This is a genomic window from Sphaerisporangium album (assembly GCF_003323745.1).
GTDB classification, from domain to species: Bacteria; Actinomycetota; Actinomycetes; order Streptosporangiales; family Streptosporangiaceae; genus Sphaerisporangium; species Sphaerisporangium album.
In genome coordinates this window covers 407,876-429,131 of record NZ_QOIL01000002.1, presented here as the reverse complement: position 1 = coordinate 429,131, position 21,256 = coordinate 407,876, and the positions used below count along the sequence as shown (strand labels likewise).

Annotated in this window: 8 protein-coding genes; 4 read left to right on the top strand and 4 right to left on the bottom strand. The window is 69.4% G+C overall.

From position 1 onward, the window contains the following. The first annotated feature begins 146 nt into the window (after positions 1–146). The 3 genes from DQ384_RS40955 to DQ384_RS04365 are packed head-to-tail and all read left to right on the top strand — an operon-like array spanning position 147 to position 3,698. Positions 147–320, top strand: a complete 174-nt coding sequence (locus DQ384_RS40955) for a hypothetical protein (RefSeq protein ID WP_181871020.1) — start codon at positions 147–149, stop codon at positions 318–320. A 46-nt stretch (positions 321–366) separates the two neighbouring features. Next, complete coding sequence (locus tag DQ384_RS04370; RefSeq protein ID WP_114027353.1) at positions 367–1,158, top strand: ABC transporter ATP-binding protein; 792 nt, start codon at positions 367–369, stop codon at positions 1,156–1,158. A gap of 5 nt (positions 1,159–1,163) precedes the next feature. Continuing rightward, positions 1,164–3,698 (top strand): ABC transporter permease, encoded by a 2,535-nt coding sequence (locus DQ384_RS04365; RefSeq protein ID WP_147268635.1) that lies wholly within the window; start codon positions 1,164–1,166, stop codon positions 3,696–3,698. 783 nt (positions 3,699–4,481) lie between these two features. Here DQ384_RS04365 and DQ384_RS04360 read toward each other — a convergent pair. The 3 genes from DQ384_RS04360 to DQ384_RS04350 form a co-directional block, all read right to left on the bottom strand. After that, positions 4,482–10,505 carry a hypothetical protein gene (locus DQ384_RS04360; RefSeq protein ID WP_147268634.1) on the bottom strand — a complete coding sequence of 2,008 codons (6,024 nt, stop codon included), beginning with the start codon at positions 10,503–10,505 and terminating at the stop codon, positions 4,482–4,484. Positions 10,506–10,576: 71 nt separating this feature from the next. Continuing rightward, positions 10,577–12,697, bottom strand: coding sequence for a hypothetical protein (locus DQ384_RS04355; RefSeq protein WP_147268633.1), 2,121 nt, complete (start codon positions 12,695–12,697; stop codon positions 10,577–10,579). A gap of 143 nt (positions 12,698–12,840) precedes the next feature. Beyond that, entirely contained in the window at positions 12,841–18,672 is a 5,832-nt protein-coding gene (locus DQ384_RS04350) for a DEAD/DEAH box helicase (protein ID WP_220182766.1), read from the bottom strand. Positions 18,673–18,825: 153 nt separating this feature from the next. Here DQ384_RS04350 and DQ384_RS40255 point away from each other — a divergent pair, with 153 nt between their 5' ends. Continuing rightward, positions 18,826–19,008 (top strand): hypothetical protein, encoded by a 183-nt coding sequence (locus DQ384_RS40255; RefSeq protein WP_147268632.1) that lies wholly within the window; start codon positions 18,826–18,828, stop codon positions 19,006–19,008. 143 nt (positions 19,009–19,151) lie between these two features. Here the strand turns inward: DQ384_RS40255 and DQ384_RS04345 are convergent, their stop codons facing one another. Next, on the bottom strand, positions 19,152–21,014 hold the full coding sequence (locus DQ384_RS04345) for a bifunctional metallophosphatase/5'-nucleotidase (protein WP_114027349.1): 1,863 nt from the start codon (positions 21,012–21,014) through the stop codon (positions 19,152–19,154). Between the last annotated feature and the right edge of the window lie 242 nt (positions 21,015–21,256).

Here is a 21,256-nt window from a genome sequence, read left to right as displayed (position 1 = left end):
CGGCCGACGGCTGTCCGGGCCCTGTCCGCCGATCGCCGGGCGTCCGAGGCCTCGGTCAGCGTCCGGCCAGTACGTGGACAGCGCGGCCCGCGACTCTCCTCCTGTGACACCGACCCGTCACGCCGATTCCGACCGAGGAGGTCGCCATGCACCCCGCCCTCACCACCGAGTTCGTCAAGCTCAGGCACGCCGAGCTCCTGCGCGACGCCGAGCGCCGCCGGCTGGGCACCGCCGTACGCCGGTGCCGCGCCGCGACGGCCTGGGGACGCCGGCCCGCTTCCCGGCGTCCGCGTCCCGGAACGGACCCCTGCCGATCCTGACCCGCCCTACCCCCGAGATCCCCTCTCCACAGCCCAGGAGGCTCCCATGACCACCGGCTTCGCGCCCGCCGCCCAGCCGTCCCCGACCCGGTCTGCCATCGCCGCCCAGGTGCGCGACGTCGTCAAGACGTACGGCCGCGGCGACACGGCCGTACGCGCCCTGGACGGCGTCAACCTGGAGATCGCGGCCGAGCGGTTCACCGCCGTGATGGGGCCGTCCGGCTCCGGCAAGTCCACCCTGATGCACGCCCTGGCCGGCCTCGACACGATCAACGCGGGACAGGTGCTGCTCGGCGACACCGACCTGAGCGGACTCGGTGAGCGGAAGCGCACGCTGCTGCGCCGCGACCGCATCGGATTCGTCTTCCAGAGCTTCAACCTGGTGCCGACGCTCACCGCCGCCGAGAACATCGTCCTCCCCCTGCCCCTGGCGGGACGGCCGCCGGACCGGGCATGGATCGACGATCTGGTCGCCACGCTCGGCCTGGGCGACCGGCTGCGTCACCGCCCGGCCGAACTGTCGGGCGGACAGCAGCAGCGGGTCGCGGTCGCACGGGCCCTCGCCGCCCGGCCGCAGATCGTGTTCGCCGACGAGCCGACCGGCAACCTGGACTCCCGGGCGGGCGAGGCGCTGCTGAGCTTCCTCCGGCACGCCGCGCACGAGCTGGGACAGACCATCGTGATGGTCACCCATGACCCGAACGCCGCCGCCTTCGCCGACCGCGTGGTGTTCCTCGCGGACGGGCGCGTCGTCGGCGACCTGGCGGAGCCCACCGCCGCGGCCATCCTGTCCCGCATGGCGAGCATCGACGCGCCGGCGACCCGGAAGACGAGGTGATCCCGATGTGGCGTCTCACCCTCCGCAACACCCTGGCCCGCCGCGCCCGGCTGGCGCTGACCCTGATCGCCGTCGTCCTCGGAGTCACGTTCGTGACCGGCAGCCTGATCCTGACCGACACCTCCCAGCGGCTGCTCGACGAGCAGTTCCGTACGTCCACCGCCGGCGTGGACCTGACCGTGCGCGACGCCGCCGCGTTCGACTCGGCCATGGGCGTCGAGGTCGAACGCGACCCGCTGCCCGCCACGCTCGTGGACCGCATCCGGGCGGTGCCCGGGGTGGCGGCCGCGCGTCCCGTCGTCCGCGGCCAGGGGCTGCTCAGCGCCGACGGCAAGACCATCGTCCCGCCGGGCGCGTCGCTGCTGGCCTCCTGGGAGCCCGCACCCGTCGGCGCGTTCACGCTGCGCGCCGGCGACCCGCCCGCCGCGGACGACGAGCTGGTCGTCGACGCCGACACCGCCCGCCGGCACCACATCGAGCTCGGTGACACCGTGACCGTGCGGGCGGAGCAGACCGAGAGCCTGCGGGTGGTGGGGCTCGCCGGGTTCGGCGACGGCCCGGGACTGCCCAACAGCACGGTCGGCCTGGTCACTCTGCCCACGGCGCAGCACCTGCTCAAGCTGGGCGGCGATGTGTCCGAGGTCGCCGTCGTGGCCGCGGACGGCACCGACGTCCAGCGGCTGCGCGACCGGGTCGAGGCCGCGATCGGCTCCGGGTACGCGGTGTCGGCCGGCCAGGACATCGCCGCGTCCAGCGCGGCCGCGGCGAAGACCCAGGTCGACCATCTGCAGCTGATGCTGTTCGCGCTCGCGGCGGCGGCCCTGCTGGTCGGCGCCTTGCTCATCGCCAACACGTTCTCGATCGTCATCACGCAGCGCACCCGTGAACTCGCCGTCCTGCGTGCCGCCGGTGCGACCGGGGCGCAGGTCCTGTGGTCCGTGCTCGGGGAGGCCCTGCTGGTCGGGTTCACGGCCTCGGTCGCGGGCATCGGGCTCGGCGTCGCCACCGCAGCCGGGCTCCGCGACCTCGCGGGCGCCTTCGGCATCACCCTGCCCGACGGCGGCCTCGTCGTGGCGCCGAGAACCATGATCGTCGCCTTCGCGGTGGGCGTCGGCGTGACCGTCTTCTCCGCGATCGGGCCGGCGCGCCGTGCCGCCTCGGTGGCTCCGGTCGAGGCGATGAGGCGGTCCGCCGCCGCGTCCGCGCCCGGCGGGCGGGTCCGGACGATCACCGGATGGGGCATGACGGGGATCGGCGCAAGCAGCCTGGTCGCCGTCCTCGCCGGGTCCGGCTCCCTGGCCCTGGTCGGCGCCGCGGCCCTGGCCGCCATCGCGGGACTGGCCCTGCTCGGACCGGCGCTCACCCCGCGCCTGGCCCGGCTCATCGGGCGTCCCCTCGACGCGACCGGGATCCCGGGCAGGCTGGCGCGCGAGTCCGCCGCCCGGACCCCACGGCGTACCGCCGCGACCGCGCTCGCCCTTGCCCTGGGCCTGGCGCTCATCAGCTTCATGACCGTGCTCGCCACCTCGATCAAGGACTCGATCCAGCGGTCCTACACCGAGGTGATCACCGCGGACTACGTCATCGAGAGCGCCAGGAACGAGATGCTCGGCGGCCTGTCGCACCACGTGCACCACCATGTCGGCGAACTGCCCGAGGTGGCGGTGGCGTCCCGCCTCCGCTACGGCCACTGGAAGGACGGCGCGCACACCAACGCGCTGACGGCCGTCGACCCGGTCACCCTGCCTCGGGTCACCTCGCTGCGCATGGCGGCCGGCGACCTGAACGCGATCTCCGGTGGCGGCGTCGTCCTGGCCGAGCGCGCGGCCCGGGAGCGTCACCTCGCCCTCGGGGACAGCCTGCCGATGACGTTCTCCCGGACCGGGACGCAGCGCCTGCCGGTGGTGGGGCTGCTGCGTGACCGTGACGCCCAGGCCCTGTCCACCGACTACATCATCTCGCTCGACACCTACTCCCGGAACTACCGGGAGAACATGGACGCGAGCGTCTTCGTCAAGGTGGCCGACGGAGTGAGCGACGCCGCCGCGAAGAAGGCGATCACCGCGAAGCTCGCCGACCACCCGACCGCGCAGCTTCGCGACCAGGCCGCCGCGGTCGCCGGGCGGACGATGTCCATCGACCAGATCCTCGGGCTGGTGAGCGTCCTGCTCATGCTGACCATCCTGATCGCCCTTATGGGCATCACGAACACGCTCGCGCTTTCCATCATCGAACGGACCCGGGAGATCGGGCTGCTGCGCGCGGTCGGCATGACCAGGGGCCAACTCCGGTGGATGATCCGCGGCGAGGCGGTGCTCATCGCGGTCCTGGCGATCGTCGTCGGCGTCGGCCTGGGCATCGCCTTCGCCGCCGGCACGGTGTCCGCCCTGGGGTCGACGGCCGAACTGGCGCTGGTCGTGCCGGCGGGCCGGCTCGTCCTGGTCGTGGCGGTCGCCACCCTGGCCGGGTTGCTGGCCGGAATGCTCCCCGCCCGCCGCGCCGCGAAGCTGGACGTCCTCACCGCGATCGCCACGTCCTGATTCCCCTCCTCCTGTCCTCCTGTCCTCCTGGCAGCCACCGATGCCCGTCATCGGCGGCTGCCGCCTTGACGATCCGCCGCGATCGGGATGGTGGAACGGGGCCGGCGGAAACGGGGACACGTCCTTCTGCCTGCCGCTCAGAAGCCACGATCGACCGAACGGGAAACAACGATGAACGACGAGGCACCGAAGCCGGACACCGACGACGACACCTTGGCCGAGACCGCCTCACCCCCAGGCCGGTACCGCGGACCGGCCAGCCCTGAGGCGGTTCCGCACCATCGGTACGCGTTGGCGGAGTCGACAGGTACCGCTCCTGTTCGTCGCCGGCACGCTCGTGCTGGGGATCAACCTCGGAGCCGGGGCGATCGCCGTCGATGCCGCAGTCACCGGCGACCGCCATCGCGGTGATCGGGGCGGCAGCGCCTATGGCCCCGGCGGCCCCCACGATCGGGGCGACGGCCCCGACCAGCGAGGCGGTCACGGCCCGCGAGACGGTCACGGCCCGCGAGGCCACGGCGCCGACCGCCACCGCGAGCCGCCGACCGCCCCACCTTCGACCCCGGCGAGCCCCGGCACGGCCACCCCGGGACAGGCTCCGACCACGACACCTACCTCCGCGGCACCCTGACCGCATGGCCGTCCGGACAACCGAGCACCGGATACCGGATACCGGATACAGCACACCCGAACATGCCACGATCTGCCTCACCCTTGGCATGCGGACATCGACGGGCGGTCGACCGGGCCCGGGCGCCTTCGTCACTGCGCGGCCTCGAAGGTTCAGCCGAGGTGCGGTCGCCGGCTGGGCCAAGCCCTGTACAGCAGCGGGTCGAGGCGATAGGCGCCGTCGGCATCGCGGTCGAAGACGCCCAGGGCCTCCAGGCAGCGCACCGCGGCCGCCGGGTCGGGACAGGCACCGGTGAGGCCCGCGGCCGTCACCAGATCCCCGAATGGCAACCCCTCGGCTTCCATAAGGGTGCGCAGCTCGGTGAAGACGGCGGCGAGCGACTCGTCCGCGGTGAGTCCCACAAGCTCGACGAGGTCGGCGAGGCCCTGAGGGCTGTCCAGCTCCGCGCTGAGCCGGCGCAGCGCCTCGTCCTCGCTCTCGGTGTCCGTGCACTGGGTGAAAGCCTTCTCGACGAGGTATGGCCAGCCGGAGGTCACCGCGAGCAAGCGGTCCCGGTCGTGCTCGTTCCCGAACCTGCCCGTCTCCACCGACCAGACCTTGAGGGTGCGGCGGTCGTGCCTGCGCAAGGTGACCACACCGAGCTCGGGGAGGTCCTGCGCCAGGACCCGCATCCAAAACGGCATGGTGGCCGGGTCCGCGATCAGTACCACGGCGCGGGTGACACCGCTGCGCTGAGGGCGGCTTTCTATAGCGGCTCGCAACCCCTCCCAGCATCCTTCGGGTTTGGTGCCGATGTAGGGGAAGTCGGAGACCACAACACGTCGCTGCCCCGGAATGCCGCCGGTCAAAGCGTCGGTGAATTGCTTGCGGCCGCCCGCCACGATGATGTCGAAACGGTCGCCGAGGTCTTTCACAACCTCGCTGAGCGTAACTCTGACGGTGTGGATCCCCGTGGCGGCGGATCCGAGCACGAGCCGCACCTGGTTGACGTGGTCACCCAGGAGGTCGTTCACCTGTGCGATCGTCAACGGCCACCTGGTTCCGTCCCGCAGCGTGCGGCGGGTCTGCTGCGCGATGAACTCGGGCGGGACCGACTCCGAATCCGCGCGCACCAGTTCGGCGGTCACCTCGTCGCGGCTGCCGATCATTCGCAACGCGTTGGACGAGCGCAGCCGCCAGCCCACTCCGTCGTTGTTCGGCCGGAGCACACCGAGACCGGCGAGTTCCTGGAGGTAGGAACGAAAGCTCTCGGGGTCGAGCTTGGCGAAGCCCTCGTGCCACCAGAAGCGACACTCGTCCGCCAGCTGGGCGTCCGACAGGCGGGTGTCCATGGTGTTCTCGTAGGCATGATGGGCCAGCACGTTGGCGATGACGTTGTACCGCGGGTCGAGGTTGAGCGTGTCCCGGAAGGCGCTGATCATGTCGCGCCGCAGGTCCGGATCGGACTCCACGGCCTCCACGTCCTCTGCCGTGATGGTGTACGGCGGGCCGTCCTGGCCCTTGAGCCGCTTGGCGTGCATGGTGTCCACCAGCCGGTGACCGAACATCTGGAGCAGGAAGGGCTGGTAGGAGCAGTGGTTGAGAATGCGATGCACGAGGTCCGGATCGGCGAAGACGAAGCCGAGGGCACCGAGCGGCGTCGTGATCAGATCGAAGGCGTGCTGCGGGCTGAGCGGCCCGATCACCGTGGGCTGACCGAGATGACGGAACGGGCCGTTGCCGTTGAGCTTGGTGAACCGCTGAACCGAATGCAGCCCCGCGAAGACCACCTTGGCGTGGCCCTTCGTCTCCAGGCACAGCTCTTTCAGCCGGTTCGTCTCGTGGAAACCCGGCGCATCTGATTCGAAGAACCCGTCCGACTCATCCAGCAGGATGAGCAGCCTGCGCCGTGAGTCGTGACGCAGCCAGTCGAGGACGCCTTCGCGGACGGCGGCGTGCGCGTCGCGTCGGCTCTTGGGCTTGGGCGGGGGTAGCACCCCCGCTGTCCTGAGCGTCTCGCGCAGCCGATCCCAGACTGCGCCCGCCCCGAGGCCGCCGCCCTCGATCGAGGTGATGTTCAGCTCCAGGTGTACGGCGACCCGCGCCGGCTCCCGCTCGAATCTGTCCTTGCTCTCGCGCAGCAGAGCCGACTTGCCGAGACCACGCCCTCCGAAGATCACTTGTGTGCCGTCCGGGTTGAGGATGCTGCGGCGCTCCTTGTCACGGCCGTAGAACATCTCGGGGGCGACCAGCATGCGCTTGTGCCGGACATAGGGGTTGACCGAGGAGAAGGGCAGCGTCAGGGCCATCGTGACCTCCAGATGGCTGGAGCCGTTCGCGACGGCGTAGGCGAGCACCGCGTCGTCGACCACCACGACGGGAGCACCGCTCGCGACCGCTCTCGCCGCGAGTCTGCGCCGGACGGCCGGCGGCATCGTCCCGAAGTGGGCGACGAGAACGCCGTCTCCCGACGTGTCCTGATCGACCCAGCCCATCAGAAGGTCGGCGGTGGGTCTGTCCCAGACCAGCAGGACCCGCAGCCGACCGCCGCGCCGGTCTCCGATTCCCAGCTTGGTGCCGAACGCCGGGACCAGTGCCTTGCCGATCACTGAGACCCCGGTCAGCTCGATGAACCGGCGCGCCCTGTCTCGGCGCAGGTCGTCCCGCCGCTCGGCTCGCTCCGCCTCGATGCCGAGCAGCCGCATCACCGGCAGCAGATCCCGCTGGCTGATGTTCGCCCGTTCCTCCGGCCGGGTCTGGCCGAGCTTCGCCCACAGCTCCAGCGCCCCCGCCGCGTTCCCGCGCCCGTCTGGTGACAGTCCCGAGTAGTCCAGGGCGTCAAAACCGGCGTAGCGGCCACCGGCGCGTACGGTCGCGAGGAACTTCTTGGTGATGCCGTCCGCGAGCGCCTCGGGCACTGCGGGAAAGAACCGCTCCAGGTCCCTTTGCTCGGTCGGGACCGGCATCTGCTCGCCGTTGTCGAGAAGGTAGATGTGCTCCTCGGCGGTGGCCAGCTCGCCTTCGTCGATCAATCTTCGGACCCGCTCCAGATCGGCCTCGGCGAGGTCTGGCCGGTCGCTCAGCGCTCGCAGCCGGTCACGCATCCGTCGGGCCGCCTCCTCCCGGGAGGAGGACAGGTTGACCGCGGCCTGCCGGAGCGCGAGCCGTACCTGGTGGAGGTCCTGGCGGAGGGCGGGGTCGGCCAGCCGCAGTGCTTCGGCGAGGTCGCTCTCTTGCTCGTCCGATATCTCGTTCCGCGCGCGGGCGTGGCCGAGCTCGTCCAGGAGCCGGGCACGCTCCGCGGTGAGCTTCGATCGGGTTCGAGCCTCGGCCGAGGTGAGCGCGTCCAGGCTCTGCGGACGCGCGAGCAGGTCGGATTCTCCACCATGGGCGGGCAACCAGCCCTTCTTCGCCAGCTCGATCATCTGCTTGGCGACCGGATAGTTCTCCACCCCGAGCTGCGCGTCGAATGCCGCGATCCATCCCATGGCGGCCGCGTCGAGCAATATTTCGGGGGTGGATCCGTCTGGTACCTCGGTGAGGAAGATCTGCGGGTCGAGAGTGGCTCCGGGCACTTTGAGGAGTTCCGCGGTGAGGGCGAGATCCGCGGGGACCTCCCCGAGCGGCAACTTGGTGTCCCCCTCGAGCAGGTCGAAGATCTCCTTCATCGACCTGGAAGCCGCCTCGGCGGCAGCCGCGACCAGCGGGTTGTCCGTACCGGCCGACTGTGCGGCCAAGCCGGCGAGCACCCCCTTCTCGCACTCCCGGATCGTGGCGCGCATGGTGGCGATCTCTTCGGTCGCCCACGCGCGCCCGCCGGCCATCTGGCGGTTGAGCGCCGTGACGGCCTCGGTCCACTCGGACACCACCATGAGTGACTCCGTCATCAGACCCAGCAGGTTTCGTCGGGCCAACCCCTCCACCGGCTTGCCGGAGCTCGCCCTGATGTGGCGATGGTCGAGCTTGTCGAGCTCCTTGACGACCTCATCCGGCTGGGAGAGCCTACGCACCTCCGCGGCGACCCGGTCCAAGGCGGCACGGTCATCCTGCTCGGCAGCGGTCAGCAGCGTGCCGAGCAGACCCTTGATCGGTTTGAGCCATTCGTTCGCCATCTCCGTCGCCCGCTGAAGGGGCATCTTGCGGGAGGAGTGCAGCCGGACCCTGGCGGCCTCGCCCGCCGCCGCGATCCTTCGCTCCAGTTCCGAGACGTCGGCGAGCACCCCGATCAGCGGAGCCTCCAGCAAGGTTCCCCTCAGCGCCCTTTCACCGACCTCCGAGGCCACCTTTCCGAGGCACTGTTCCACGCGGGTGGAGGCAGTGACGAGCAATGCCCCGGCGGCGTACTCTCCTGTGATCAGCGCTGTCCTCAGCAACGCCGGCACGGTGAGCAACTGCGTCAGCGGTTCCGGCTGAAGGTCTCCGTCGGCGAGCTCGACGCGCAGTCTGGCCGCGCAGGCACCAGTGTCCGATCGCACCGCCTGGGCCAGGGCGGCCACACGTAGCGCCCACAGCCGGGGCTCCGGCCATCCGGCGGCCCGCGCCACGGCGTGCGCCATGCCGAAGCGCCCCTGCGCGAGCAGAGCGGCGACCCCGATGTCCACCTGTGACGGAGCCTCGGCCGGAGTCCGCTCCGCCTCCTGGACCGGTGGCGTCACGGCCCTTCCAAGGCCGGGCTCTTCAGCGGGCTTCCCCGCCACGGACCCTTCGAGGTCACCATCCGGCTCGGACGGCGCTGTGCCGTGCGCTTCGGGGACGACAGCCGGCGAGCGGACGTCGTTGGCCGAAGAGGCCGCAACGGCGGCCGGTTCCTCGTCATGGTCGCTCGTATGGCCCATGACCGGTTCCGCTGACGGCTCTGTTGCCGTCGGCGCCGACTGGGCGGACGTGCCAGGGTGGCGGGTCGGCCCCTGGACGAGTTGTCCGGCCGTCGCGAGTCCGGTGAGGACCGCCAGCTCACGGGGGAGCGTTCCAGCGCGGGTGTAGCACTGCGCGAGGAGGGCAGCGTCGGCGGCGGCGCTACCACCCTCCGAGGCTGCCAGTTCGACCAGCTTCCCCAGCGCCAGCAGACTTTCGACCAGTTCCCGCTGCTCGCCATCCCAGTCGGGAGCCGCGAGCAGCGTTTCCACCAGGGCGGCCAAGCCGTCCAGCTCAGAACGGAACTCCCCAGGACCGGTCACATGGGTCAGGCCGGTGAGCGCGGCAAGGCGAGCGCGTTCGCCGGTGGTCACCCAGCTGTCCTCGACCGTGGATATCGCCTTGAGGGCCGCGGGCACACTCTCCTCAGGGAGGATCACGCTCCGAGCCGCGAGCCATGCCTTGGCCTCATCCAGCTTCTTCGTCAATGCCCCCAGCGGTGCCAGGTCGGCGGGAGCCGGCACGAAGCCATCCTGAAGTACCGTGCGGATGCGCTCGGCGGACTGGCGTGCCTCGGACAGCGCCTTCGCCAGGCCGTTCCGGACGTCGGCGGCCTCATCAGGTAAGTGAACGGAATCGGACATGTTCCGGGTCCCCTCTTCAAGGGTCGTTTGCTCGCCCGCCTCCGGTTGCTCGGTAGCGTCAGGAGCCGTGTGGCCGGCGGAGGGCACGGTGAACGCGCTGTCGAAGGAGAAGTCGGGAGTGGCGGCGACGACCGCCTGGGCGGTGGCCAGCAGGGCATCGCCCTCGTCGGTGGGAACGCCGGGCGGAAGCCACCAGTCATACCGGGCGGCGTGGAGCAGGACCCGGGCGTCGAAGGCGCTCGACGCCATCGCGGCCCACAGAGCCCAGCGCCTCTGAGCGCCGGACCAGCGAGACGAGGCAGGCCTGGCATCGGAGACACCGGGCGAAACGAGGTCGGTTACGAGCTCTTCCTGCACAGGTCGGGCGAGATGCAGGGACAGGCTGAGGGCGTCCAGCGGCCTTAGCCTGCGCAGGCCGTTCAGCACCTGCATCCCGAGCGAGGGACCGACACGCGACATGTCCTTCATGCCGAGATGACGCAGCATGTGAGCGCGTGCGTGCTTCTGCATTCTGGCCAGCAGGTGCCGCACATCCTCGGCGGTGAGTTCCGTGAGCACCTGGCCCCAGAGGCCCGGTACGGCGTTCAGTGCCTCAAGGAAGCGGTCCAGCGCCGCATAGGTCGCTTCCGGATCCGCCGGCTCGTAGTTCGGTTCCCTCCGCAGGCCATAAAGCGGCTGAGATTCCGGGGCTTTTCCCATACTTCTCCGAGTTTCTCCAGGGCAGGATTTGCCGGATTTCCCGAAATATCGGGATACGTGTGGAGCGGTCCTCAACCGCCTCTGCGGTGGCCGCGAACGAGGGTGTAGCCCGGGGGCAGCTCGCCGCTGTATCCGTACCGCTCACGGAGTCGCCGATACTCCGCTTTCGCTTCTTCCGTCGCCTGATGGCCTGGCCGTAGCCTGCGCAGGAACGGCTGAACGTCATAGGGACGCAGGAAGCGAATCAAACGCGATCGATCATCGGATTGTTCTCGTTCTCCTGATGTTTCCACGCCTTCGCCCCACTCGTCCGGGGAATCCCGTCCGTCGTCGCCCTTCGGGGAAGACGGTGTCACCGCAGGACGCCACACCAGCATCTCCACCGGCGTGTCCCCTTCCCGAGCGGGAAAACGAATCAGCCCCCTGCCGTCTCGGCCACCCGACTCCACCTGGAGAACACCGGTGTCGATGAGTTCTGCGACGACCGGCTCCAGCATCAGGTGGGCAGCGACCGTCACGTGCGCCCCGAAGACGACGTCGGCGAGACGTTCGCGTACGAGAGCCGCCACGCCTTCGGGATCGAGCAGTCCGACGCGGCGTACCGCACGCAGCACGCGCGCACGCAGAGTGTCGGGACCTTTCTCACCTGGCCGGCCGAGGCCCGGAGCCCGGTCCCGCGTGAGCACCCAGGAGGCGTAACGATGTTCGACCAGGTCACCGTCGAACAGCACCGGAACATCCAGGAGCGTCGAGGTCGCGTTCAACGCCGGCGCGCCGCGAGGCCAGGAGAAGGTGAGGACGATGCCAGGGAAGAACTCCAACGGCCAGTCCACTCCGGTCAGCCGCAGAGCGGCCCCGGTGCTTTCGATCCTCACCTCCTGTTCCGCCTCCGCGGGTGCGAGTTCGGAACCGTCATGTCGCAGGCGCAGCCGTACGGCACCGCCTGCGAGGCCGAAGTAGGTCATCTCCTCCGCCACCCGCTCGGGCAACGGGGCTGTCCCCTGCAGTGTGTGGGTGAGCCGCAGCGGAAGCGTCCAGCTCAGATGGGAGTCGGAGATCGAGAGCAACGTGCTGTCGTCGCTCTCGTCGATCGGCTCGTCCACCAGGTCCTCGGGTGGCGCGTCGGGCAACTGGCCGAACCAGCCGAGGCCGAGCGGGGTCAGCGGCTCCACATCCGCGTAAGGGCCGGGAGGATAGGACGCCCGCCACACTCCTCCTCCCTGCCAGGCATCGTCGAGGCGCACGTGTACGCCGGACGGCAGGACGTTCTTTTCATCGGCACTGCCACGGACATCGTCGGAGATCACCGTGTTGGCATGGCAGACCGCGGCGGCGTAGTCGATGCCTTGGAGCCGGGAGGAAGCGCCGTTGAACATCCTGAGCCGCGGGCCGATGGCCGTATACGTGATCGTGTCCGCGGGACCAAAACGGCGGCGAGAGGTCTCGGGGGGCCTGCGCAGCGCGGACGCCACGGTCCGCAGATCACCGCAGCCCAGCGGTCCGTCATCACCCAGTCTCGCGGCCAGAGCGGCACGGGGGAAGGCGTAGTGCCGCCATCGACGCAGCGACTCCGCCTCGTCGAGAGCCTCGTCGATGGTGCGCATCACGCCGCGGAGCGCCGCGGTCAGCACGTCCTCCTCGGCGTCATCGGCGAGGATCAAGGGCAGGGGGCCGTCGAGGAGCTGCCCGCGAGCGGGTCCCAGCAGGTAGCGGATGTAGAGCTCCAGGTCGTCGGCCGCGGCGCCTACCGCCGTCGGATAGCGTGACCGGACGAGCAGATGTCCGTCGGCGTTGAGCCCGCGGCCCCTACGCCTCAGCCGCTCCAGGCGTGCCCGCGTCACCGTGAGCTCCTGTCCGAAGGCGTGGAAGTCCGCGACGATCCGCTCGGCGGCCACCGGAACAACGTCCGCTGCCGGGGCCTCGTCCGGGCCGGTGGCGCCGACCGGTGCACCGGAGACCCAGCCCGGTAAGGAGCCGTCTTCGCCCAGCAGCGGGTGGGCTCCCTCCTTGTACAGCACCTCGGCATAGAGCGGCTCCGGCCCGGCGGTGATGTTCAGCATCGCCCCGACCGGTGGGGCGTCGACTTCCACGTCTTCGGTCGGGACCACGGGGAAGCGGTCGAAGTCCACCGGACCGCCCGGGTAGCCGCCGTACTGGATGTCGTAACCGAAGTAGACGGCGTTGAACGCCACTGCCGTGTGCAGGACGCCTCGGCGGTCCGCCACCGCCTCCAGGTACCTGACCAGCCGTTCGGCCTCGGCCGTCGGCAGGGCCGCGTAGCCGAGGGTGAGTTCCGGGATGAACAGCGGGTCGTCCACATAGGGTTGCCACACGGTCACAGAGCGCTCCCTCCCGCTCGTTGCGCTCTGGCCTGCTCACGGCGCACGTTCCCGGTGTCGCGCCAGCGCTTGCCCATCTGTACCGCCCGGCCATCCGCGGCCAGACGCGTCAGTGACTCTTCGATCCGCGCCAGGTCGACGCCTGGGTTCGCCCCGAAGTAGCGGCTGGTGAGCACCGCGTTCGGCAGCCTCACTCGTCTGCGCTCCGCGGCGTGGAACCATGACTCCTCGCCGCGCAGCGCAAGACGCAGGTCGAACGCCGTAAGGCCCCTGGTCACGTGCCAGAGGAGGGCGGCGACCTGCTGGTCCAGGCGTCTGGCCAGATGCACGGCGTCGGTGTGAGCGCCGGCGGGGCGGGGACGTGGCGTGGCGAGCGCCTCCGCGACCGCCGGAGGTTTCTCCCCCAGCGGCCGGACGTGGAAGTCCCAGCAGGCGGAGCAGCGGTTGGCGGCGGTCGTGCAGCAGCCCTCGGGAAGCTCACCGATGCCGAAGTAGTCGGCGAACTTGCGGTTGGCGCACGTCGATCTGTCTTCGAAGAAGTCCACCAGTGCGTCGGTTTCGGCCGCCGCGCGAGCGGCCCTGCCGGACAGCGTCGCCTGGAATCCCTTCGGAAGATCGGACCGGTGCGCGATGACTCCGGTGACGAAACGGCGGGAGGGCGCGGCCGAGACGTCGATCCTGCCGCGGTCGTGCAGGTCGGCGAGGAACTCCCAGGTAGCGGCCGGATGCGGCACCACGTCCCGATAGCCGGGCACGTCCTTACCCAGGTGTTCGTCCAGCTTGGCGACGTCCAGGTGCGCGAGGTTCAGGAGCCCGTGCCGCGTGGGAAGCGCGAGCAGTGCGGTCACCGCCTTCTCGGCGACCTCGCTCATGGCCATCGCCCCCGGCTCGGTGGGCTTCACTGCGACCACAGGCGGGAAGTCACCGAGGTCCTCCACCGCACCGAGGGCCGCGAGGGCCGCGAACACCCGCGTGACCCCGTCGCGGTACTCCTCGGCGACACGTTCTTCGCCAGCTTCACCCGGGGCCAACCGGCCCGCCGCGAGATCCTCCCCGATAAGCGTGTCGGCGACCGACGCCGCGTCGAGTATCCCCTGGGAATGCAGGACGGCCCGGCCCATTCGCGCCAGCAGAGCCGGTGGCAGATCCCGGCCGGCCATGAATCGGACGGTGCGCAGACCGTTCCCCGTCATGAGGGCGAGCCCCGCGTTCACGCCGAGCCCGTCCCGGCCTGCTCTGCCGATCTGCTGATAGAGGGCCGCCAGGTCGGTGGGCGGGGACACGCAGAACACGGTCCGGACGTCGGGGCGGTTGATGCCGAGCCCGAACGCCGACGTGGCCACCACGACGAGCGGGACGAAGTGCTCCTCGCCGCGGCGCGGCGCCTCACGGAACTCCGTCATGACGGCGGCCTTCTCCGCCTCGGTGAGGCGCCCGTGGAAGCGAAGGACCTTGACGCCGGCGTCCCCCAGGTATTCACGCAGATGCGCGTGCAGGGCGACGACCTCCTTGACGGTGAGGCAGTAGAAGATCGAGTGGTCGGTGATCTTGTCGAGGATCTCCTCGGTGAGGCCCGCCACGGTCAGAGGTCCGGCCGCCCGGATGGACCTGCGGAAGATGGCGAGTTCGGGACGGATCGGATTCTCCCGGACGGTGACCAGCTTCTCCGTTCTCCCCTGCACCGGAACAGGTGGGAGTCCGAACACCCGCTCGCGCAGACCTTCGTGTACGGTCCGGTTCGCCGTCGCGGTCAGGGCCGTCACCGGCAGGGCGAAGTCCCGGCGCAACTCGGCGAGGAGACCTTCGGCGCGGCGGAAGGCGGGACGGAAATCGTCACCCCATTGGACCGCCGTGTGTGCCTCGTCGAGCACGATGCGAGTGACGACCCCGGTCCGGACGGCCTGCCGGACCAGTTCGCGCATCCGTGTCTGGCAGAGGCGTTCCGGCGAGAGATAGATCAGCTTGATGCCGTGGTCGGCGCGGCCCTGCAACTGATCGGCGACCTCCGTCTTTCCGGCCCTTGAACTCGACTCCCGCAGCGGGGCCACCAGGGCGCGGACCGCGCCGCCGATGGACCTGTTCAACTCCAGTGCCTGGTCATGCATGAGCGCCACCAGCGGCGAGACCACGATCGTCACCCCGGGCAGGACAAGGGCGGGAAGCTGGAAGCAGAAGCTCTTCCCGAAGCCGGTCGGCAGGAGTCCGAGAACGTCACGTCCGTCGGCCACAGCGCGGATGACCTGGACCTGGCCGTCCTTGAGCGTCGCCGGGGCCTCGGATAGACGAAGGAGCCCGCCGACCTGTGCGGATCGCCTTACCACCTCATCGGCGAGCTCGCCCCGTTCCCGGAGTGTTGTCACCTCGTCGGCCTTCAGAGCGAGTGCACGGATTCCACGGGTCTGCGGGAGCAATGTGTGCTCGGCGAGGGCTTTGTCCGTCGAGAGCGCAGCCGCCCGGTCCGGCTCCATCAGATGATTTCTTGCGAAGAAGCGCCATATACGGCGCCACCCTTCGGCCATCGATGTAACGTTCCCACCTCCGGGTTCGCCGGTCTCCGGGTCCGGGCGCAGCAGTTCAGGCTCCAAGGAGCCGAGGAACATCTGCCTGTAGGCGCGGCGGAGCGCGGTGGAGCCGGCGAGCTTCCGATCGGAGATGACCACGACGCCGCGATGACGTTCCGATCTGATGAGACGGCCGACCGCCTGCCGCAGTTGCAGCGCCGCCAGGGGCAGGTAGTACCGCATCGTCGCGGCCATGTCGGGGTCGTCCGCCTCAGCCCACTCCGCCCGCGCCGCCACGGCGGCTCTCCGCGCCTCGATCACCGGTGCGGCGAACGGCGCGAACGGCAGTTTGTTCACCCACACCAGTCTCAGCCTGTCGGGGTCGGCGACGTCGACTCCCTGCCAGAGTCCCTTCGTCCCCACGAGCAGGCCACCGCCGTATTCCACATCCGTGAACTCCGCGAAGGCACGGTTGTTCCCCCGTTCCAGGGCCGAGATCACAGGCATGTCGTAGCCCCGTCGCCGTAGCTCCCGCACGAGGTGATCGGTGATGCCGCCGGCGGTGGACCTCGCGGTCGTGAGGACGAGCGCGCCGCCATCATGGCCTCCATGCGCACTCGGACGGATCATCTCCCCCGCGTACCCGGCGAGCTGGTGCGCCACCGTCCGCATCGCGCCCTCCGTCTGCTCCGCCCACGAGGGGAAGTCCGCGAAGCACACCAGTTCGGCCTGCTCCGCCAGGTTGAACGGATTGGGCAGATGCAGTTCTCGTGTGTCCTGGGGAAGGCCAAGGCGATCACGGATGAAGGTCCACGATCCGCCTACCCGCAGGGTCGCCGAGACGAAGTACGTGCGGGCGTACACCGTGAGGAAACGGCGCCAGGCCGGATCTTCGGGAAGGTCGATCGGCGAGCTCGCGAGCCGGAAGCGGTAGGTACGCAGACCGGACTTCAGCGCCTCGATCTCTTCGGCGAACACCACCTGGTTCGAGGCACCCGGTGGCAGCCCTTCCGCCCCGCCGGACGGCAGCAACGTGGGTGATGGACCCAGCACCGCGTCGATGTCGGTGGAAAGCCTGCTCGCCGCGGTCTGCACCGCCTTCACCCGGCTGAGGAGTCCCTGGACTCGTTCGGTGGCGAAGAAGTCCAGGGTCGCCCTGCGCTCGGCGACAAAGGCTGCCAGCGATCCTGCGATGGACTCGGCGACTCCGGCCAGCCTCAGCAACGAGGCCGCGAGCATGCGCACCCGGGCGGCTCCGGCGGTGCCGCCATAAGGGCTGGCGAGCGTCACCGCCCGGCTGCCGATCAGCGCTCCCACGCCTACCGACCTGGCGTCGAACGCCTGGCTCGCGACTTTGGGGAGTTGCTCGTGGTCCAGGAGATTGCCCAGATTCGCCACCGTGGCCGCCACCGCGTCACGCTCAGGACAGCCAGGCGCCTCCTCCACCCAGGCCACGGCTTCCCCGTACAGGTCCTCGACGGCGCGGTAGTCCAGGCTGACCGTCAGCGCCGACGTCGCCGCGTCTTCGAGCTGATGCGCCTCGTCGATGATCAGCAGCGTCTCCGGTCCCAGTGCCGCCAGCTCGTCCAGGTGGGCCATGAGCAGTGCGTGGTTGGCGAGGATCAGACGGTGTCCCTCGATGGCTTCCGGGACCAGGTCGGTGTGCCGGGCGATCGGCTGCGAAGCGGCGGCATCGTAGTCACCCCCGTTCGCCTGCGAGAGCGAATCAAGCCATGCGACGGCCACCGGCCCCAGGTACTCGAAGAAGAAGGCCGGAACGTCCACCGGATCAACCGAGCGCGCCGACCAGACCTTCACCGGATCGCGGGCGGCCAGCAGCCTGAGCAGCAGAAAAACGAGCAGTTCGCGGAAGCCGCGCGCGGCGAGGAACCGGTTGCGCGTGCCCGGCCGAGGCCGGCCTGTGCGGTCGAGCTTGGTGGCGTCCGCCAGCGAGACCATCAGTGCTCGCAGCGAGAGGCGGTTCGCCCTGCCTTTCACCACGTCACTGATCTGGAGCAGGCCCGGGACCACCTCATCCAGACGGGCGACGTCCGCGGCGAGTTGCGCCTGGAGTTGTTTGGTGTAGGTGGCGACGATCACGTTCCGATTCGTTCCGCCGCTGAGCCAGTCGAGCGCGACCGCGAGAACCGCGAGGCTCTTTCCCGTGCCGGTAGGAGCCTCCACCAAACCCGCCACGCCCTCCTGCGCCCACTGTCGCAGCGCCGCGGTCATCTCTTCCTGTGCCTGCCGGCGGCGAGCCTGTCCGCCATGAGCGACCTGGGCCAGCAGAACCGGATCCAGCGCACCACCCACCCCACGAAGTTGCCCGGGCACGGTCATCGCCACGCGACCGGCCTCGCCGCCACGAGCGGGCGGCGCCACCATCAAGTCCTCGGTGAGGGCCACCACGTCGGCATGCCCGTGCGGGCGGCTGTTTCCGGCAAGGGGGCCCGTACCGGCGATCTCTCGCAACAACCGCCATGCGGTGGAGTCGGGGCATACCGAGGCGACCAGATCGGTGAGTGCCGACGGCCATCCCGCGAGGTGGCTCGCCCCTTCCGCGAGAATCCTTGCCAGAAGCTCCGCGTCGTCCCGCGCGTCATGCCAGGACAACGCGGCCACGTCCATGCCCAAGTGCCGGGCGAGTCCGGCCAGACGATGAGTGGGCGCACCCGGCCACAGAGCGAGTGCAAGATAGAAGGCGTCGACACACTCTCCGGGCAGTGGAGGCACGTTCTCACGTTGGAAGGCCTCATTGAGCAGAGGAAAATCCGCGCTGATCCCGTTGTACGCCACGACGCAGTCGGCTCCGGCCGCGAACTCCCGCAGCGCCTCCAACGCTTCCGCGGGCGGAATCGCCTCCGCCTGGTGCACGTCGCGCAGGTGATCGGAAGTGATCTCCCAGCCGTCGTCGGGTAACCGCACCCACCTGTCGAACCGAGCCTGTACCCGCACCCAGTCGCTGTCGGCGCCGAACCGCACGGCCCCGATCTGGAAGATCCTTCTGTCGACGAACGGCTCCACGCTGGTCGTGCGTACTACCGATTCGAGGTCCAGCACGATCGCTCGGATCGGCCTGCTCGTGACCCACGACCGTGTGACCAGGCTCTTGCGCCGAGTCGCCGTTATACGCAGCTTTCCGTCCGCCTCTACCAGAGCGCCGGCCGCGAGCGCTCCCGAGATCAAGCTCGCGATGCGAGCCGCGGGAAGGCGAGGAAAACGGGCCTGGGCCACCGCCGTCAACTCAGCATGTGTCAGCCCATCCGGGGCGCCCTGGACCAGAGCGACGATGCGCAGTGCCGTTCCACTGAGGTTGAGCTGAGTCACGGGACCTCCATGGTCTCCATCGACTGCGTTCACGGCACCGTTACTCGGCGTGTCTATGTGACGCCTGATCTAAGCGATGGGATCACAGCCTGAGTCGACAGGATCGACGCCATCCCGCCCCTTGCGGTATCCGTCGGCATCAGCATACTGCTTGTGAATAGAGTTCAGCAGCGTTTCGCCAAGATCGTTCGACGTAGGCGCTCCCTTCGCGAGCTGGCCCTCGGGGCTGCGTACCACGTCCCTGGCGATCACTACGCCGGATGCGTCACAGCCAGTTGCATGCGCAACGCGGTGGAGCTGTACGAGCTGGCCGTGGGGGACGATCTCGGCCTGTGAGAGCACGCGGCGCGAGCCGCGCAGTCACTCGCCGACCTCATGACCCGTCTCGGCCGAGCAGCCCGGCCCGGCGGCACGGGCGAGAATCTCCACCGGGCCCCTCGGATTCCATTCCAGGGGGCCACGGTGGGATGGCGATCGGATCAGAAGACCGGTACGCCGTTGCGGACCAGTTTCCAGTTCTCCGTGTGGAAGCCGGAGGGGTCGATGGTCTTGGTCGCGGAGGCGTACGCGACGATCGCCTCCCGGATCGCGACCTGGGCATTGTAGACGACCGGGGCGGTGGCGATGTGGGGGAAGCCGCCACCGCCGGACTGGCGGTAGTTGTTGACCGCGACCACGAACTGCTGGTCATCGGCGACCGCCGTGCCGTTGTAGGCGAGGTTGAGGATCCGTGAGCCTACGGGCTTGGCGATGTCGATGTCGTAGGTGACGCCCGAGAACTGGTCGTAGTTGTAGTCGGGACGGTTATTGGCGTTGGTCCACGATCGCGGATCGACCGGGGCGTCCGCGGCCACCTGCTTGAAGTACTGCGCCGTGTACTCCAGGTACGCCTTGATCTGGGAGCCGGTCAGGATGCTGCCCAGTAGCGTGTTGTCGTAGATGTAGAGCCCGGCGATGTCTTTGATCGTGACCTGACCGGCCGGGAAGGTGGCGGCGCGGCTGAACGGCGCGGCGATCGACAGCACCGGCAGTGACGCGTACGCGGTGCCGGCGATGGCCTCCTTGACCTTCGCGGTCTGCACCAGGTGGATGTAGTCCAGGATCGCGGTGTCCTTCCAGCAGGACTCCGCCGCCGACATCGCCACGGTGGACGTGGCCACGACCTGGTTGACGTAGGCGACCACCGCGTCGTGCTGCTTCTTGACCAGCTTGACGAGCTCGGGGTCATCTTGCACGGTGTTGGTGTTCACCGTCGTGGCGGACTTGGCGGTGACCTTCCAGCGGCCGCGGTTCAGGGTCAGCGTGAGGTCGAAGACCGACAGTCTCTGGCCCCAGCACTTCGGCTCGCTCATCACCACGGTCTCGCCGGTGATCTCGTTGGTGACGAACCGCTGGGGGACGTCGTTGTGCGCGTGGCCGAAGAGGATGGCGTCGATCCCGGGAACCCGCTGGGCCACCATGGCGGAGGCGTTCTCCACGGGGATGTCGCCGGTGTAGGACGACAGGCCGTTGTCACCGGCGTGCGCGCTGACGACCACGACGTCGACGCCCTGGGCACGGATGATCGGGACCCACTTCTTGGCCGTCTCGACCAGATCCAGGAAGTCCAGCTTTCCGGAGACATTGCCCTTGTCCCAGATGGCGACGCCCGGGTTGGTCAGGCCCAGCAGACCGACCCTGATCGGCGGGTGGCCAGGAACATGCATCGTTTTGATCATGTACGGGCGGTACGCCGGCCGGTCGGTGCCCGCGTGCACGGCGTTGGCGGCCAGCGCCGGCGCCTTCATCTGGCTGATCCACTTGTCCAGGAACGGGAGGCCGTAGTTGAACTCGTGGTTGCCCAGTGCGACGGCATCGTAGCCGATGGCGTTCATCTGCAGCGCGATCGGGTGGATCTGACGGGTCCTCGTGATCGGCTCGACGGTGGCGTAGTAGAACCCCAGCGGGGTGCCCTGAATGGTGTCTCCCGCGTCGAACAGCAGACAGCGGTCCCGCCCGCGGTCGGCGCGGATCTGCTTCACCAGGCTTGACACCCGCGCCAGGCCGACCACGTTCCCGGCGCTGTCGCTGTACGCGGCGTCCTTGTAGTAATCCCAGTTGACGGCATTGGTGTGGATGTCGGAGGTGCCCATGATGGTGATGGTCACCGACCGGTCGCCGCCCTTCGCCGTCGTCGCGGCCTCGGCCGAGCCGGGCCAGCCCGCGAGAGCGAGCGCACTGGTCGCGGTCAGCCCGCCGAGTACCTGCCGGCGGCTGACGCCCGGACGCTCTACGGCCTCATCGGGGACACGGCAGGAACACCACCGAGGGGCCGGGCCGGGCCGGCTTGCTGGACTAGTCATGACGAACGTTTCCTTCCTTTACGCGAAGCGTTGCCACGATAGAGCCCATTCGCCTGCTTCATACCAGTGGGAATTCTCCATCCCCGCTTCCAATGGTTGGCACTCTTCGGTATTGCACCGCGCGCGCAAGGGTGTCCGCTCGACGCCTCCGACAGTGCGAAGGGGTGACGGCCAATGGGTGTCACCACGACGTCATGCACGGCAGGCGAGCCCGCACTCCGTTCGGCGAATCCCCCGCGTCC

Coding starts and splice junctions, on each gene's coding strand:
- DQ384_RS40955 (WP_181871020.1), top strand. CDS start 147: ATGCACCCCGCCCTCACCACCGAGTTCGTCAAGCTCAGGCACGCCGAG.
- DQ384_RS04370 (WP_114027353.1), top strand. CDS start 367: ATGACCACCGGCTTCGCGCCCGCCGCCCAGCCGTCCCCGACCCGGTCT.
- DQ384_RS04365 (WP_147268635.1), top strand. CDS start 1,164: ATGTGGCGTCTCACCCTCCGCAACACCCTGGCCCGCCGCGCCCGGCTG.
- DQ384_RS04360 (WP_147268634.1), bottom strand. CDS start 10,505: ATGGGAAAAGCCCCGGAATCTCAGCCGCTTTATGGCCTGCGGAGGGAA.
- DQ384_RS04345 (WP_114027349.1), bottom strand. CDS start 21,014: ATGACTAGTCCAGCAAGCCGGCCCGGCCCGGCCCCTCGGTGGTGTTCC.